Here is a 13,582-nt window from a genome sequence, read left to right on the forward strand (position 1 = left end):
GGGTGAAGCATGGAAGGGAGCATGCGCGCGATGGTGCTGCGCGAGGTCGGGCAGCCCCTGCATGAGACGCGGCTGCCCATTCCTCGTCCCGGCCCGGAGGAGCTGTTGCTCCGCGTGCGCGCCTGCGCGGTCTGCCGCACCGACCTGCACGTCGTGGACGGTGAGCTGCCGAAGCCCAAGCTGCCGCTGGTCCCAGGCCATGAAATCGTGGCCACGGTGGAGGCAGCGGGCGAGCGGGCGACGGCCATTCCCGTGGGCACGCGAGTGGGCGTCCCCTGGCTCGGCTGGAGCTGCGGCCACTGCCGCTTCTGTCTGGCCGGCCAGGAGAACCTCTGCGAGCAGGCACGCTTCACGGGGTACCAGCTGGATGGTGGCTACGCGGAGTTCACGGTGGCCCACCAGCGCTTCTGCTTCCCCCTGCCGTCCGAGTACACCGACGTCCACGCCGCGCCGTTGATGTGCGCGGGCCTCATCGGGTTTCGCAGTCTCCGCATGGTGGGGAGCGAGCGCCGTCTGCTGGGGTTCTACGGCTTCGGCGCCGCGGCGCACCTGCTCATCCAGGTCGCGCGCCACCAAGGCCGGCGTGTCTTCGCCTTCACCCGGCCGGGGGACGTGGAGGGCCAGCGGTTCGCGCGGGAGCTGGGCGCGGAGTGGGCCGGGGATTCGGACACCGTGCCTCCGGAGCGGCTGGACGCGGCCATCCTCTTCGCGCCCGTGGGCGCGCTGGTGCCCGCCGCGCTCCGGGCGGTGGACAAGGCCGGCGTGGTGGTGTGCGGCGGCATCCACATGAGCGACATCCCCGCGTTTCCCTACGCGCTGCTGTGGGAGGAGCGGGTGGTGCGCTCGGTGGCGAATCTCACCCGGGCGGATGCGCTGGACTTCCTCGCGCTCGCGCCCAAGGTGCCGGTGCGCACCCGGGTGCAAACCTTTCCACTGTCCGCCGCCAACGACGCCCTCACCGCGCTGAGGCGAGGCCAGGTGCACGGCGCGGCGGTGCTGGAGGTGGCGCCCCTGGGTTGAGCGCGGAGCCGGGCGGGCCTACATCCGCCTCTCAGGGGGGTGGGGCAAATCGCCCCGCAGAGACTGCGCGGTGTCCCATTTCGCCGCAAACGCAGCGTGTGGCTTGCGTGGCGTTTGATGGAATTTCGCGGACCTGGCGCGCTGGCCGCGCAAATGCATCCGGAAGGGAAGGCAACCCGATGCCCCCTTCCCGGGGGCACCACCACGCGAGGCGGACGATGAACCGAGCGCTGCAAATCACCTATCGGGGCATGGAGACGAGCGAGGCCCTGAGCGAGCACATCCGCGACCACGCCGGCAAGCTGGAGCAGTTCTACGACGGCATCGTGGGGTGCCACGTGGTGGTGGAGGAGCCGCACCGGCACAAGCAGCACGGCAGGCATTTCCATGTGCGCGTGGATGTGAGTGTGCCAGGGAGGAACATTGTCGCCAGCCGGGATCCGCAGGCGCGCACCGGGCACGAGGATGCCTACCAAGCGGTGACGGACGCGTTCGACGCCGCCAGGCGCCAGCTCCAACACTACGCGGACGCGCTCAACACGCACCACGGGTGACGGTGTCGCTCGCGCGGCGCTTCATTCCCATTACAGACATCCAGCTGGGCGGTCGCGCGACGCACATTCCGAACATTTGCCATTCAAACCCATGACAGACCTGGGGGGCTGGGCGCTATCGTGTGGCTTGTCACGCCATGAAAGCCCAGCGCCTCCAGGTGCTGCGGGTCGACGCCGAGGCTCCCCACCTCGTCACCACCGCCGCCGTCCACTCGACAGCCTCACTTGCCAAGTCCGCCACGGTTCCGTGCGCGGGGCGCCTGCGTGGGTCGTGGGCGAACCCGGGGGTGAGCAATGAGGCGCCCCGGGGGCAAGCGCGGGTGGTGGGTGGTGACCGGCGTCGTCTGGCTCGGTGGCATCGTGGCGGGCTCGCTCGCCATGGCTCGCTATTCCCTCACGCCCGGCGAGTCCCTGGCGGCACCCGCGCGCTGGCCCGGGGACTCCACCGTGCCACGCGTGGAGGGCCGTCCCACGCTGGTGATGCTGGCGCACCCGCTCTGTCCCTGCACGCGCGCGAGCATGGGAGAGCTCTCGTTGGTGATGGCGAAGGCACAGGGGCGGCTCGACGCCTTCGTGCTCTTCCTCAAGCCCGAGGGCACCGGCAAGGATTGGGAGCAGGGCGAGCTGTGGCGCTCCGCGGCGGCGATTCCGGGCGTCACCGCCCTGCGCGACGAGGGCGGCGTCCAGGCGGAGCGCTTCGGCGCCGTCACCTCCGGTCAGGTCCTCTTCTACGACGCGGGTGGGGCGCTGCGCTTCAGCGGCGGCATCACCACGGCCCGGGGCCACGCGGGCGACAACGCCGGGCGCGCCGCGGTGGAGGCGCTGCTGGGTGACGCGCCGGCGGAAGCGTTGGCCGGGCACGCCGTCTACGGCTGCGAGCTGGAAGACCCCGCGGGAGCGCGCCATGAGCCCGGCGCGCGACGAGACGTCCAGCCCGCCCAGTCCGCCCATGGCGCTCAAGGAGCGCGCCGCGCGGCTGTTCCGCGAGCACCTGTCCGCGGTGCGCGTCCGCACGGACCGGCTCTTCGCTGGGCTGATGCTGGGCCAGTGGGCGGTGGGCATCGTCATCGCGCTGTTCGGTCCGCGGGGCAGCGGCGCGCAGCTCCAGGCGGCCGTGCTGGTGGGGACGCTGCTCAGCGCCTTCCCCATGGTGATGGCCCGCTGGCGCCCGGGCTCCACGCCCACGCGTCACGTGGTGGCCGTATGCCAGGCGCTCTGGTCCTCGCTGCTCATCTACCTGACGGACGGCCGGGTGGAGACGCACTTCCACATCTTCGGCTCGCTGGCCTTCCTGGCGCTGTACCGCGACCCGTGGGTGCTGCTCACCGCGAGCATCACCACCGTCGTGGACCACGTGATGCGCGGCACCCTGTGGTCACACTCGCTCTACGGCGGGCTTCCGCCGGAGCTGTGGCGGTTCGTGGAGCACGCCTTCTGGGTGGCCTTCATCGACGTGGTGTTGGTGTATTCGTGCCGGGGCATGTTGCGCGAGCTGCGCGAGGTGGCGGTGCGCCGGGCGGAGCTGGAGCTGGCCCGCGAACGGGAGCACGCGAAGGCGCGCGAGCTGGACCGCGCCCTGCGCGAGCTCAGCGGCTTCCAGGAGCACCTCATCCGCGTGGAGAAGCTGGCCGCGGTGGGGCAGCTGGCCGCCAGCGTGGGGCACGAGCTGCGAAACCCGCTGGCCGCCGTGCGCAACTCCCACGCCTATCTCTCCCGGAAGCTCACGAGGGACCCAGCAGGGGCCGCGGATGACCCACGGGTCCCCCAGTTCCTGGGGCTGATGGAGCGCGAGCTGAACGCCTGCGCGAAAATCATCTCCGACCTGCTCGACTTCGCCCGCGAGCGTCCGCCCGCGCTCCAGCCGTGTCCGCTGCGTCCGTTGGTGGACGAGGCCATTGGCGTGGTGCCGCAGCGGGATGGTGTGCGAATCGTCAATGACGTGCCGGAGTCGTTGCCGGTGCCACACCTGGACAAGGAGCAGTTCCGTCAGGTCCTGGTGAATCTGGTGCAGAACGCGGTGGAGGCCATGCCCGTGGGGCGCAATGGAGTGGTTTCAGTCGTAGCGGAAGGTGGAGACGCGAGTCCCTGGCGCATCCGGGTCATGGATGACGGCGCGGGGATTCCTCCGGAGGTGTTGCCCAAGATTTTCGAACCGCTCTTCACCACGAAGACGCGTGGCACCGGCTTGGGACTGGCCATTGTCGCCAACATGGTGCAACGTCATGGCGGCACAATCTCTGTGCGCAGCGAAGCGGAGCGGGGTAGTGAGTTCCTCATCGAACTCCCCGCGGCAGCGGCGGCCCAGGCCGCATGATGGAGGACGTCGCAGTGGCCCCCGCGCGCATCCTGCTGGTCGACGACGAGGAGTCGCTTCGCATCACCTTGGCCGCGAACCTGGAGCTGGAGGGCCACACGGTCCTCGAGGCGGCCAATGGTGAGGAGGCCTTGCGCCTCCTGGAGAAGCAATCCGTGGACGTGGTGCTCACGGACATCCGCATGCCCGGCCTGCACGGCGTGGAGCTCTTGCGCCGCATCAAGCAGGAGCGCCCCGACATGCCGGTGGTGTTGATGACGGCCTTCACGGCGGAGGAGCTGGTGGATGACGCGCTCGCCGAGGGCGCCTTCACCGTGCTGCCCAAGCCCTTCGACGTGGCGCACGCGCTGGACACGGTGCTGCGCGCGGCGGCGGCGCCGCAGGTCCTGGTGGTGGACGACACCGAACAGGTGGCGCGCGGCATGGTGCGCGCCCTGAGCACGGTGGGGCTGCGCGCGCGCGCCGTGTACAGCGGCGAGGAGGCGTTGTCCTCGTTGCGTTCGGGGGAATACGACGTCTGCGTGCTGGACCTGGTGATGCCGGAGATGAGCGGGCCGGAGCTGGTGTCCAAGGTGCGCGCGGCGAACCTGTCCGTCGCCATCATCGCGGTGTCCGGCCACGTGGTGCCGGAGATGCTCCGCAGGGTGGCGGCGCAGGGCGCGGTGGTGTGTATGACCAAGCCGGTACCGTTGCGTGAGCTGGTGCAGGCGATTGCAAGGGTGCGAGGCCGGCCTCAACAAGGGCTGCAAGGCGCGAGGATTTGACCCATGGCAGGCAGAGACCTCCAGGCGCGTGAGCGGGCGGCGGTAGCGGACGTGGTGGCCTCCACCCTGCGGCACGACCTGCGCAACAAGCTGGCCAGCATTCGCAACGCCTCGTTCTACTTGATGCGGCAGGTGAAGAAGACGGACCTCTGGAGCGCGGACCCGCGCGTGGAGACCTTCTTCCAGCTCATCGAAAAAGAGCTGACGTCCGCGGAGGACGTGCTCTCCAAGCGCGCGCCGCCGCCCACCGGTGGCACGCGTCCCCGGTGCAGCGCCCGCGATGGCGTGGAGCACGCGCTCGCCGAGGCCCAGGTGCCGCCGTCGGTGGAGGTGGTGCGCGACCTGAAGGAGCAGGGCGGCGTCCCGCTGGAGGTGGAGGACCGGCGCTGCTGGTGCGCTGCCTCGTGGACAACGCGCTGGAGGCCATGCCGCGCGGCGGGACGCTCACGGTGCGCACGCGGGACGCGGAAAGCGGCGTGTGCCTGCGTGTGGAGGACACCGGAGAGGGCCGGCGGCGGAGGCGTACTCGCGCGCCCTGGAGCCCTTCTTCACCACGCGGCCCCACCACGCCGGGCTGGGGCTGAGCATCGTCCACCGGACGGCCGTGCGGCATGGCTGGCAACTGGACCTGGGCGCTGGCCCCTCTGGGGGCACCTACGTGGAAATCCAATTCACGGGCCCGGAGGCGGGGGCCCATGACCGGAATGACGTGACTCGGGGGAGCAAGTGATGGAGACGAACTGGACGTTCGGGCGTTGCCTGCTGCTCGTGGAAGACGACCCTTCCAACCGGATGACGCTGTCCGCGCTTTTGGAGGATGCGGGCTTCGCGGTCGTCACCGCTGGCTCCTATTCGGAGGCCGCGGGATTATTGAACCGGCCTCGCGCGTATGACGCCGTGCTGTTGGACCAGAGCCTGGGTGACGGCTTTGGGACGGGGCTGATTCCGCTGGTGCGCCACCACATGCCGAAGACCAAGGTCGTCTTCGTCACCGGTCATGACGGGAAAATCGACATGCCGGTGGACGCCGTCTTCCGCAAGGGCGGCCACTTCGACGACCTGCTGGCCTTCCTTTTCAAGCTGTTGCCCCAGCGCCCGCTGGGTGCCTGAACGCGAGGTTCCAGAATGCTGCTCCCTTCCGTTTCCGAGCGCTCCGCTCTCACCCGACGGCGGGAGCAGCTGGCGAAGGCCCTGGGGAGCGCAGCCGCGCTGCTGGCGTCGAGCCGCCCCCGCCCGCGCAACTACGCCGCCGACCAGTTCCCCTTTCGGGCGTCGAGCCACTTCCTCTACCTCTTCGGGCTCGCGGCGCCGGACGGCGTGGGCCTGTATGACGGCCAGGGCTGGACGCTGTATCTGCCCGAGCCCGGTCCCGACGACGCGCTGTGGGACGGCGCGGTGCCCGGCTTCGCTGAAATCGCGGAGCGGACGGGCTGTACCGTGCGCTCACGCGCCGAGCTGCCCGCGGCGCTGAAGGGCCGTGACGTGGCGACGCTGCCCACGCCGGACCTGGAGACGTGCCTGGACGTGGCCGCGCTGCTGGGCCGCGAGGTGCGTCCCGGCCACCTGGCGACGGTGGACGTGCCGCTGGCGGACGCGATGATTGCGCTGCGGCTTCGCCATGACGACGCCGCGCAGGCGCAGCTGCGTCAGGCCGCGGAAGTCACGGTGCTGGCCCACATGGCGGGCATGCGCGCCACGCGGCCGGGCATCCTGGAGGCCGCGGTGCGCGCCGCGATGGAGGCGGAGTTCGTCTCGCGTGACGTGCGACCGGCGTATCAGCCCATCGTCACCGTGCACGGCGAGGTGCTTCACAACCTGCGCTATGACCACACGCTGCGCGAGGAGACCTGCTGCTGGCCGACGTGGGCGGTGAGAGCCCCGCCGGCTTCGCCTGTGACGTGACGCGCACGTGGCCGGTGACGGGCCGCTTCAGCACGACGCAGCGCGAGCTGTACGACGTCGTGCTGCGCATGCAGAAGGCCAGTATCGACGCGGTCCAGCCGGGGACGCGCTACCGCGACGTGCACCTGGCCGCACACCGGGAGATGGCGCGAGGCCTGGTGGCGCTGGGCATCCTCCGTGGGGACCCGGAGGAGCTGGTGGTGGACGGCGTCACCGCGCTCTTCTTCCCGCACGGCGTGGGCCACCTGCTGGGGCTGGACGTGCATGACATGGAGGACCTGGGAGACCGGGCGGGCTACGCGCCGGGCCGCACGCGCTCGCCGGAGTTCGGTCACCGCTCGCTTCGCTTGGACCGGGATTTGGAGCCCGGCATGGCGGTGACGATTGAGCCGGGCATGTACCAGGTGCCCGCCATCCTGTCGGACGCGCGGCTCATGGCGCGCGCGAAGGACAGGCTCCAGCGCGACGTGCTGGCGCGCTACGCGGACGTGCGCGGCATCCGCATCGAGGACGACGTGCTCGTCACGCCGGATGGCAACGAGGTGCTCACCGCCGCCATCCCCAAGGAGGCCTCGGACATCGAGGCCGTCATGACCAGCTCTGCCCGTCCAGCTCCGGGAAGGTGACCTGGCACTGGCCGGGATTCACGCCGTCCACGCGCGCGTAGCCATTCTTGTTGAGGGTGCCTTCGCGCGTGCTCCCATCCGGGAGCGTCACCAGGTAGCGCGCGTGGGGGATGGGGTTTCCCTCCTCGTCCTTCAGCTCGATGGCCAGCCACGTCTGTTCCTCGACGGGGGCTTCCTCGGACGTCAGCGGCGGTGGTTCCGGCCAGGGCGTGGGTAGCAGCACCGGCCGCGCCATGGGGAGCGCCACCAGTTCTCCATGCACGAAGGCCTCGGTGAGCCGCTGCTGAAGGCGCTGCTCGTACCGGCCGCGCTCCAGGCCGGACAGCCCCAGCGGGCGGCTGCCTCCGAGCGCTTCGTACATCGCATACAGCGTGTGCGCGGCGGAGGTGGCCAGCCAGCGCTTCAAGGCGGAGCTGACGAAGACGTCGGGCACCGGTGCCTGCGGGTGCTTCAGCCGCTCCAGGTCGACGGACGGTACGATGAGCCAGTCTTCCCCCTGGGCCGGCAGGCGCCACCGGCGCTCACCGTGCAAGAGCTGCATCATGACGGCCTCCCTGTCTGGGAGTGTATCAGGATGCGCGCTCCGCGTAGGAGGCGCTGCGATGTGAGGTGCGCGGCGCCTGGCGCCGCGCATCGGGGTGTGGGTTGTGGAACGTCTCAGTGGGACGTCAGGGCAGCGCTTACTGCTGCTGCGGTGCGCCTTCGGGCCCCTGCTGAGCCTCGGTGGGCGCGGCCGGGCTGCTGTGCGCGAACACCATGAGCCACTTTCCGTCGCGGCGCTGCCACACGTCGGTGAAGTACACGGCGTCGGTGACCTCGCTGCCGTCGGTCATGCGCAGCTGCGAGCGCTGGATGCCGGCCAGCACGCCCGTGTCACCGAAGACGTGAGACTTCATTTTTTCGGCTTCGACGGACGTGATGTCACCGGGGATTTCGGCGATGCCCACGATGAACGCGTCTCGGTTCATCTCCGCGCCGTCCGCGCCGCGATAGATGAAGTCCTCGGTCGTGAGCGACTTGATGGCCTCCAGGTCCTTCGTCTGGATGGCGCGCATGACGCGGCCTTCGAGCTCCGTCAGCGTGCGAATGTCGTCGGTGGAAGTCGTGCTCATGGGTGACTGACTCCGGGTGGAAACATGACCGCACACAGAGGCGGCCAGCGGGGTGGATGCAGGCGTGATTGATACATGAGGTGTCGTGAGTCCGGCGCGCATGCTCGCGTGCGGAATGAATCTCCAGAGCGCGAAGTTGCGGGGCCGCGTGCGCCATCCGCCGTGAGTTGACCCGGTGAAGCAGTGGACAGGCGCGGTGCCTCCAGGGGGCACAGCGTTCTAGGACGAACAGTGGGGGGTGGCGCGACGAGGACCGGTTCCTACGTTGCACGCCCAGTCGAAGTCAGGGCCGGTGAGTGCAGCGCGGGCGAGGGAGGGCGTGTGGACGAGCTTCTTTCCGGAGCTGAAGGGCAGTTCCGTACTCAGGGCAACGGCACTCCAGGTGCGTTGGAGCCGCGCGGCACGGTGAGCGTGAGCGAGGCGCTCGAGGGAGACCTCGACGCGTATCTCGACCGTGAGCTTCTCGAGGCGTGTGAAGACGACGCGGCCGTGGAAGACCCTGCACCCGTGACGGATGTTTCCGCGAGCATGCGCGCGCTGCTCGCACTCGCGGAGGAGGAGACGGAGTGGCTGGAACGCCTGCCGTCGTCCACCTCGCACACGCTGGACGTGTTGCCCGAGCCCACGGTGGAGATTCCCGAGTGGATGCGCACTTCGCCTGGAGCGAAGAAGGTGACGTCCCTGGGCGCCTTGTTGCCGCCGCGTGCGGAGAATGTGCTGGCGCGTGCGCCGGATGCGCCCATGTGGGGTGATGCGCCGCCGCATGCGCACCTGGAATCCGCGCGGTGGCGCGCTGCGAGCGCGACCGAGACAGGCCGTGTCCTGGGACTTCGTCCTGGGGAGTTGATGGGCGCGGCGGCCGTGGGCGCGCTGGCGGCGGGCCTGATGCTGGCCGCGGGACTCTACGTGCGTGGTGACTTCACGGGGACGCAGGTGCGCGTCGATGATGCCATGCGGCGCACGGCGAACGGCGCTGTCCTTGGTGCGAGCGGTGACGCCCAGGCGGGCCTGTCCTCGGCTGGCGCCGGCGTCGCGATGAGCACCGCCGCTCCGTCCGGGCACACCATTGGAGCGAGCACGTCCACTCAGGCCGCCGTGAGCGGTTCATCGCCGGACGCGGTGCTCGCTGCCTCGTCGCACGTCTCCGGTGCTGCGTGGTCCGTGGCTGTCTCCAGCACGCAGCCGGGCATGGGTTCGGCGCTTCTTCAGGACGCGGCGAAGGGACTGCGCGCCTCCGTGCCTGCCTCGGAGCCGGTGCGAAGCCCGGGCACGCCCGTGGCGGAGTCGCTCGCGGTGGTGAGCCCCGCGCCCATCAAGCGCAAGGCCCTCGCGAAGCCAGACGCGGCGGCGGCCCTGCCGCCCGCGCCCGTCGAGCTCGACTTCGGAGACACGGGGGCGGAAGGCGCCGCGTCTCAAGACGCCATCGCGACTTCACCGGGTGATGTTGTCGCGGAGGCCGTGGAGGAGGACACGTCGGAGAAGGGGCCGTACGCTGACCTCGATGAGACCTTCGCGCGCGAGCTGGGGTTCACGGAAGACGCGGACGCGGAGGTCTCGAAGGCGGAGGAGCCCGCGCGCACCGTCTACGTGCCGCCCGCGGTGGACGTGAAGGAGCACCTCACGCCGGAGGACGTGAAGCAGGTGGTGCTGACGAACCAGCCCGCCATCACCGCATGCCTGCGTTCGCACGCGCAGGGCACGCCGATGGAGGCCGGTGGCCGCTTCATGGTGCAGTGGTCGGTGCTCCCCAGCGGTGAGACGCTCAACGTGTCCATGGACACCGCCGCGCTGCGCGCCACGCCGCTGTCGCGCTGCATCGAGGACGTGGTGCGCCGCTGGAAGTTCCCGGTGCATCAGGTGCGGATGCAGGAGCCCATCCGCTTCCCCTTCATCTTCTGAGGTGCGCGCGGACCACTGGCTTCTATGCTTCCACCTGGAATGCCAGCGACCGAGCCGCCGGAGCCCACGGAGTTGCACGTCTGCCACCGCTGCCTCGTGCGGTTGGAGGCCAGCGCCGGTGGCGTGGACCTGCCACGCCGGCTGCGGGAGGCCCTGGCGGGACGGGGCCTCGCCGAGCGGACGCGGGTGATGGCATCAGGCTGCCTGGGGGAGTGTCCCCGGGGCCTCGTGAGCGTGCTGGTGCTCCCGGACAGTGGCTCCGGGGCGCACGTTCAGCTCATCGACCCGGCGAAGGACGGAGCGGACCTGGCCGAGCACGTCGGCCGGCTGCCGGGTGGGCAAGACGGGCCCCCGCGAGCTGGGCGGCCTTGAGCAGCGCTTCCACCATGGGCACGCAGCTCGCCTCACCCTTGCCGGCGATGGCGTAGGCCGTGCCGTGGTCGGGAGACGTGCGCGGCACGGGCAGGCCCAGCGTCACGTTCACCGTGCGCTCGAAGTCCAGCGCCTTGGCCGGGATGAGCCCCTGGTCGTGGTACATGGCCAGCACCGCGTCGTAGCGCGCGCCCACCTCGTCGGGCTTCGCGAAGAGCCCGTCCGCGGGGATGGGCCCATGCGCGTCCACCCGGGCCGCGCGGGCCTTGCGGATGGCGGGGCCAATCACCTCCACCTCTTCGCGTCCCAGGAGCCCACCTTCGCCCGCGTGTGGGTTGAGCCCCAGCACGGCGATGCGCGGCTTGTGGCCCACCACCGGCTCCAGGCTGCGCGACAGCAGCTTGAGCTGCGCGGTCAGTCCGTCCACGGTGAGCAGGCGCGGCAGGTCCGCCAGGGGAACGTGGTTGGTGGCGAGCGCCACGCGCACGCGAGGCCCATCCATCAACATCATCACGTCCACGCCGAAGGCCTCCGCCAGCACTTCGGTGTGACCCATGAAGGGGATGCCCGCGCGGGAAATCTGCTCCTTCGACACGGGCGCGGTGCACAGCGCGTCCACGTGTCCGGCCCGCATCGCGTCGATGGCCGCCGTCACGAAGGCGTACTGCGCGCGGCCGCCCTCGCGCGAGGGCTTTCCGGGCACGCGGTCCTTCTCCGCGAGCCGCGTCACCTCCACCACGGTGGGGCCTTCCACGCGGCCCAGGGCGGAGGGCTCCACGCGTGCGTAGCGGCGGATGGCGGTGAATCGCTCCAGCGTGGGGCCGTCCCCGAAGATGACGGGGACGAGCACCTTGCGCACGGAGGGCTTCGTCAGGGCCGCGGCCGTCACCTCCGGCCCGATGCCCGACACGTCCCCCAGGGAGATTCCGACGAGCGGAAGGCCCACGGCGGCTACAGCTTCACGTCGACGTTGGCCTTCTGCCGTAGTTCCTGCACGTACTGGTCGAGGAACTTCTCCGTCTTCTCCTGGAGCAGCTTGCCCTCCAGCTTGGAGCGCATCTCCTCGTAGGACGCGGCGGCCACCGTGCGGCGCTCCTCCACCTTCAGCACGTGCCAGCCGAAGTTGGTGCGCACCGGCTCACTGACGCCGCCCTCGGGGAGGCCGAACGCGGCCTTCTCGAAGGCTGGAACCATGACGCCCCGCTTGAACCAGCCCAGGTCACCGCCATCCGCGGCGCTGGGGCCTTCGCTGCGGGCGCGGGCCAGCGAGGCGAAGTCCATGCCCGGCCGGCGCGCTTCCGTGGCGATGGCCTCCGCCCGCTTCTTGGCGGCCTCCACCTGCTCCGCCGTGGCCTTGGCGTCCACCTGGACCAGGATGTGGCGCGCGTGGACCTCCGAGTCACCGCTCTCCATGCGCGTGTACTGCGTGTACGCGGCCTTGAGGTCCTCCTCGGTGATCTTCACCTGGGGGCCCACCTTCATGCGCAGCAGGCGGTCACGCAGGATGCGCTTGCGCATCATGTCCCGGTAGGTGGCCATGGTGAGGCCTTCACCCAGCAGGAGCTGTTCGAACTGCGCGGGGTCGGTGATGTTGTTCTGCTGGCGCACGTCCGCCACCAGCTCATCCACCTCTGCCTCGGTGGCGGTGATGCCCAGCTGCGCGATTTCGGACTCCATCAGCTTCTCGCCGATGAGGGTGTCCAGGGCCGTCTTCATCAGCTGCAGCCGCTGCTCGCCGCGCTTGCGCGGATCCGGGTCGTTGACGCGGGCCATCTCCGGCGCCGCGCGCTGCTGCACCTCGGACAGCGCGATGATGTCGCGGTTCACCACCGCGGCCACCTTGTCCACCAGCTCCGCGTGCGCCGCCCCGCCGCTCCCCAGGAGCGCCACCGCCGCGATTGCCGCCACCAGCTTCTTCATTCCCGCCATCCTTCCGTACCACCCCGGGCGCGTCCAACCGCCGCCCCGGTCTTCGATTTCGTCGTCACTCCGCCGTCGCCTGCTGAGGCGCCGGACGCCCGCGGATGGCCTGCAACGTGGCCTCGTTCACCTGGACCTGCGCCTTCTGCCGCAGCTCCTGTTCGAACGTCTCCTGCGCCTGCGACCGCTTCTGCTCCAGCAGCTTGCCCTCCACCAGCGAACGGACTTCCACGAACTCCCGCTTGCGCGCCGGCTTGCGCTCCAACACGCGGAACAGGTGGAAGCCGTACTCGGTGGACACCACGTCCGAAACCTGCCCCACCCCCAGCTTGAATACCACCTCGTCGAAGGCGGGCGGCATCTGCCCTCGGGGGAAGAACCCCAGGTCGCCCCCCACCTTGGCGTCCGCGCTGAGCGAATACCTGCGCGCCAGGTCCGCGAACTTCTTGCCGGACTTGAGTTGGGTTTGCAGCCGCCGTGCCTCGTCCAGGCCCTTCACCACGATTTGCGCGGCGTGGACCTGCTCGGGCTCGTGGAAGTCCTTCTCGTGCGCGCCGTACCAGGCCCGCAGTTCTTCTTCCGTCACCGCCACGCGCGAATAGACGTGGCTGGCGAACAGCTTCTCGATGGTCAGCCGGCTTGCTTCCCGCGAGCGCAGCTCCGCCATGGAGAGCTGCCCCTGGGCCAGGACCTCGTTGAAGTTGCCCGCCGGATAGTCCCCGGACAGCCGCAGCACCCCCCGGTCCACCTCCTCCGGGGTGACGGTGATGTTGTGCTTGCGAGCCTCCTGCAGCAGCAGCATCCGGTGGATGTACGTGTCGAGGAGCGCGCGCTTGAAGGGCTCCACGTCCTCCAAGGTGCGCTGGGACATGTCCGTCAGCGCCAGCTCGCGCCACAGCTCCTGTTCGAAGTCCGCCCGGCTGAGCACCTCGCCGTTGACGCTAGCGACCACCAGGGCCTCCGGCGTCTCCATCACGGGCTTGGTGCAGGCGGGCATGCCGACCCCCGCGGCCAGGGCGATGGCGAGTGGGACCAGGAAGGCGCGGGTGGGAGAAAAGCGCATGCGCGGGGCCTCGTGAGGGGGAGGGCTCCAGATTGG

15 protein-coding genes are annotated in these 13,582 nt (G+C 70.2%); 9 read left to right on the top strand and 6 right to left on the bottom strand.

What is annotated here, in order from left to right; genetic code table 11:
• Positions 1 to 9 precede the first annotated feature (9 nt).
• Positions 10 to 1,020 (top strand): zinc-dependent alcohol dehydrogenase family protein, encoded by a 1,011-nt coding sequence (locus QEG98_RS02725; protein ID WP_316565636.1) that lies wholly within the window; start codon positions 10 to 12, stop codon positions 1,018 to 1,020.
• Positions 1,021 to 1,238: 218 nt separating this feature from the next.
• Positions 1,239 to 1,574: an HPF/RaiA family ribosome-associated protein gene (locus tag QEG98_RS02730; RefSeq protein WP_140786867.1), complete on the top strand. Its 336-nt coding sequence runs from the start codon at positions 1,239 to 1,241 to the stop codon at positions 1,572 to 1,574.
• A gap of 386 nt (positions 1,575 to 1,960) precedes the next feature.
• Here QEG98_RS02730 and QEG98_RS02735 read toward each other — a convergent pair whose 3' ends face one another.
• Positions 1,961 to 2,284 carry a hypothetical protein gene (locus tag QEG98_RS02735; RefSeq protein WP_316565637.1) on the bottom strand — a complete coding sequence of 108 codons (324 nt, stop codon included), beginning with the start codon at positions 2,282 to 2,284 and terminating at the stop codon, positions 1,961 to 1,963.
• Positions 2,285 to 2,478: 194 nt separating this feature from the next.
• Here QEG98_RS02735 and QEG98_RS02740 point away from each other — a divergent pair, with 194 nt between their 5' ends.
• From QEG98_RS02740 to QEG98_RS02765, 6 genes are read left to right on the top strand one after another with little or no spacing between them, the layout of a single operon-like run.
• Positions 2,479 to 3,888, top strand: a complete 1,410-nt coding sequence (locus QEG98_RS02740; RefSeq protein ID WP_316565638.1) for a sensor histidine kinase — start codon at positions 2,479 to 2,481, stop codon at positions 3,886 to 3,888.
• Complete coding sequence (locus tag QEG98_RS02745; RefSeq protein ID WP_090486563.1) at positions 3,885 to 4,652, top strand: response regulator; 768 nt, start codon at positions 3,885 to 3,887, stop codon at positions 4,650 to 4,652. The genes QEG98_RS02740 and QEG98_RS02745 overlap by 4 nt, the downstream gene beginning before the upstream one ends.
• 3 nt (positions 4,653 to 4,655) lie before the next feature.
• Entirely contained in the window at positions 4,656 to 5,351 is a 696-nt protein-coding gene (locus QEG98_RS02750; protein ID WP_316565639.1) for a hypothetical protein, read from the top strand.
• A 30-nt stretch (positions 5,352 to 5,381) separates the two neighbouring features.
• Entirely contained in the window at positions 5,382 to 5,762 is a 381-nt protein-coding gene (locus QEG98_RS02755; RefSeq protein ID WP_013936365.1) for a response regulator, read from the top strand.
• 15 nt (positions 5,763 to 5,777) lie between these two features.
• Positions 5,778 to 6,554, top strand: a complete 777-nt coding sequence (locus QEG98_RS02760) for a Xaa-Pro aminopeptidase (RefSeq protein WP_316565640.1) — start codon at positions 5,778 to 5,780, stop codon at positions 6,552 to 6,554.
• Complete coding sequence (locus tag QEG98_RS02765) at positions 6,515 to 7,180, top strand: M24 family metallopeptidase (RefSeq protein ID WP_316565641.1); 666 nt, start codon at positions 6,515 to 6,517, stop codon at positions 7,178 to 7,180. The genes QEG98_RS02760 and QEG98_RS02765 overlap by 40 nt, the downstream gene beginning before the upstream one ends.
• Here QEG98_RS02765 and QEG98_RS02770 read toward each other — a convergent pair.
• Positions 7,143 to 7,724 (bottom strand): carboxypeptidase-like regulatory domain-containing protein, encoded by a 582-nt coding sequence (locus QEG98_RS02770; protein ID WP_225888469.1) that lies wholly within the window; start codon positions 7,722 to 7,724, stop codon positions 7,143 to 7,145. The two genes, QEG98_RS02765 and QEG98_RS02770, sit on opposite strands and share 38 nt — an antisense overlap.
• 136 nt (positions 7,725 to 7,860) lie before the next feature.
• Complete coding sequence (locus QEG98_RS02775) at positions 7,861 to 8,292, bottom strand: nuclear transport factor 2 family protein (protein WP_316565642.1); 432 nt, start codon at positions 8,290 to 8,292, stop codon at positions 7,861 to 7,863.
• A gap of 321 nt (positions 8,293 to 8,613) precedes the next feature.
• On the opposite strand from QEG98_RS02775, the gene QEG98_RS02780 reads away from it, so the two are divergent.
• A complete protein-coding gene (locus QEG98_RS02780) occupies positions 8,614 to 10,191 on the top strand; it encodes an AgmX/PglI C-terminal domain-containing protein (protein ID WP_316565643.1) in 1,578 nt (525 codons plus the stop codon).
• A gap of 277 nt (positions 10,192 to 10,468) precedes the next feature.
• On the opposite strand, the gene pdxA is transcribed toward QEG98_RS02780, so the two are convergent.
• From pdxA to QEG98_RS02795, 3 genes are all read right to left on the bottom strand, one after another.
• Positions 10,469 to 11,509, bottom strand: a complete 1,041-nt coding sequence (gene pdxA, locus QEG98_RS02785; RefSeq protein WP_316565644.1) for a 4-hydroxythreonine-4-phosphate dehydrogenase PdxA — start codon at positions 11,507 to 11,509, stop codon at positions 10,469 to 10,471.
• Positions 11,510 to 11,514: 5 nt separating this feature from the next.
• Positions 11,515 to 12,483, bottom strand: coding sequence for a peptidylprolyl isomerase (locus tag QEG98_RS02790; RefSeq protein WP_186817730.1), 969 nt, complete (start codon positions 12,481 to 12,483; stop codon positions 11,515 to 11,517).
• A gap of 64 nt (positions 12,484 to 12,547) precedes the next feature.
• Positions 12,548 to 13,546, bottom strand: coding sequence for a peptidyl-prolyl cis-trans isomerase (locus QEG98_RS02795; RefSeq protein ID WP_186817731.1), 999 nt, complete (start codon positions 13,544 to 13,546; stop codon positions 12,548 to 12,550).
• Positions 13,547 to 13,582 lie beyond the last annotated feature (36 nt).

Origin of the sequence: Myxococcus sp. MxC21-1 (assembly GCF_032612255.1) — a bacterium.
GTDB lineage: Bacteria > Myxococcota > Myxococcia > Myxococcales > Myxococcaceae > Myxococcus > Myxococcus virescens.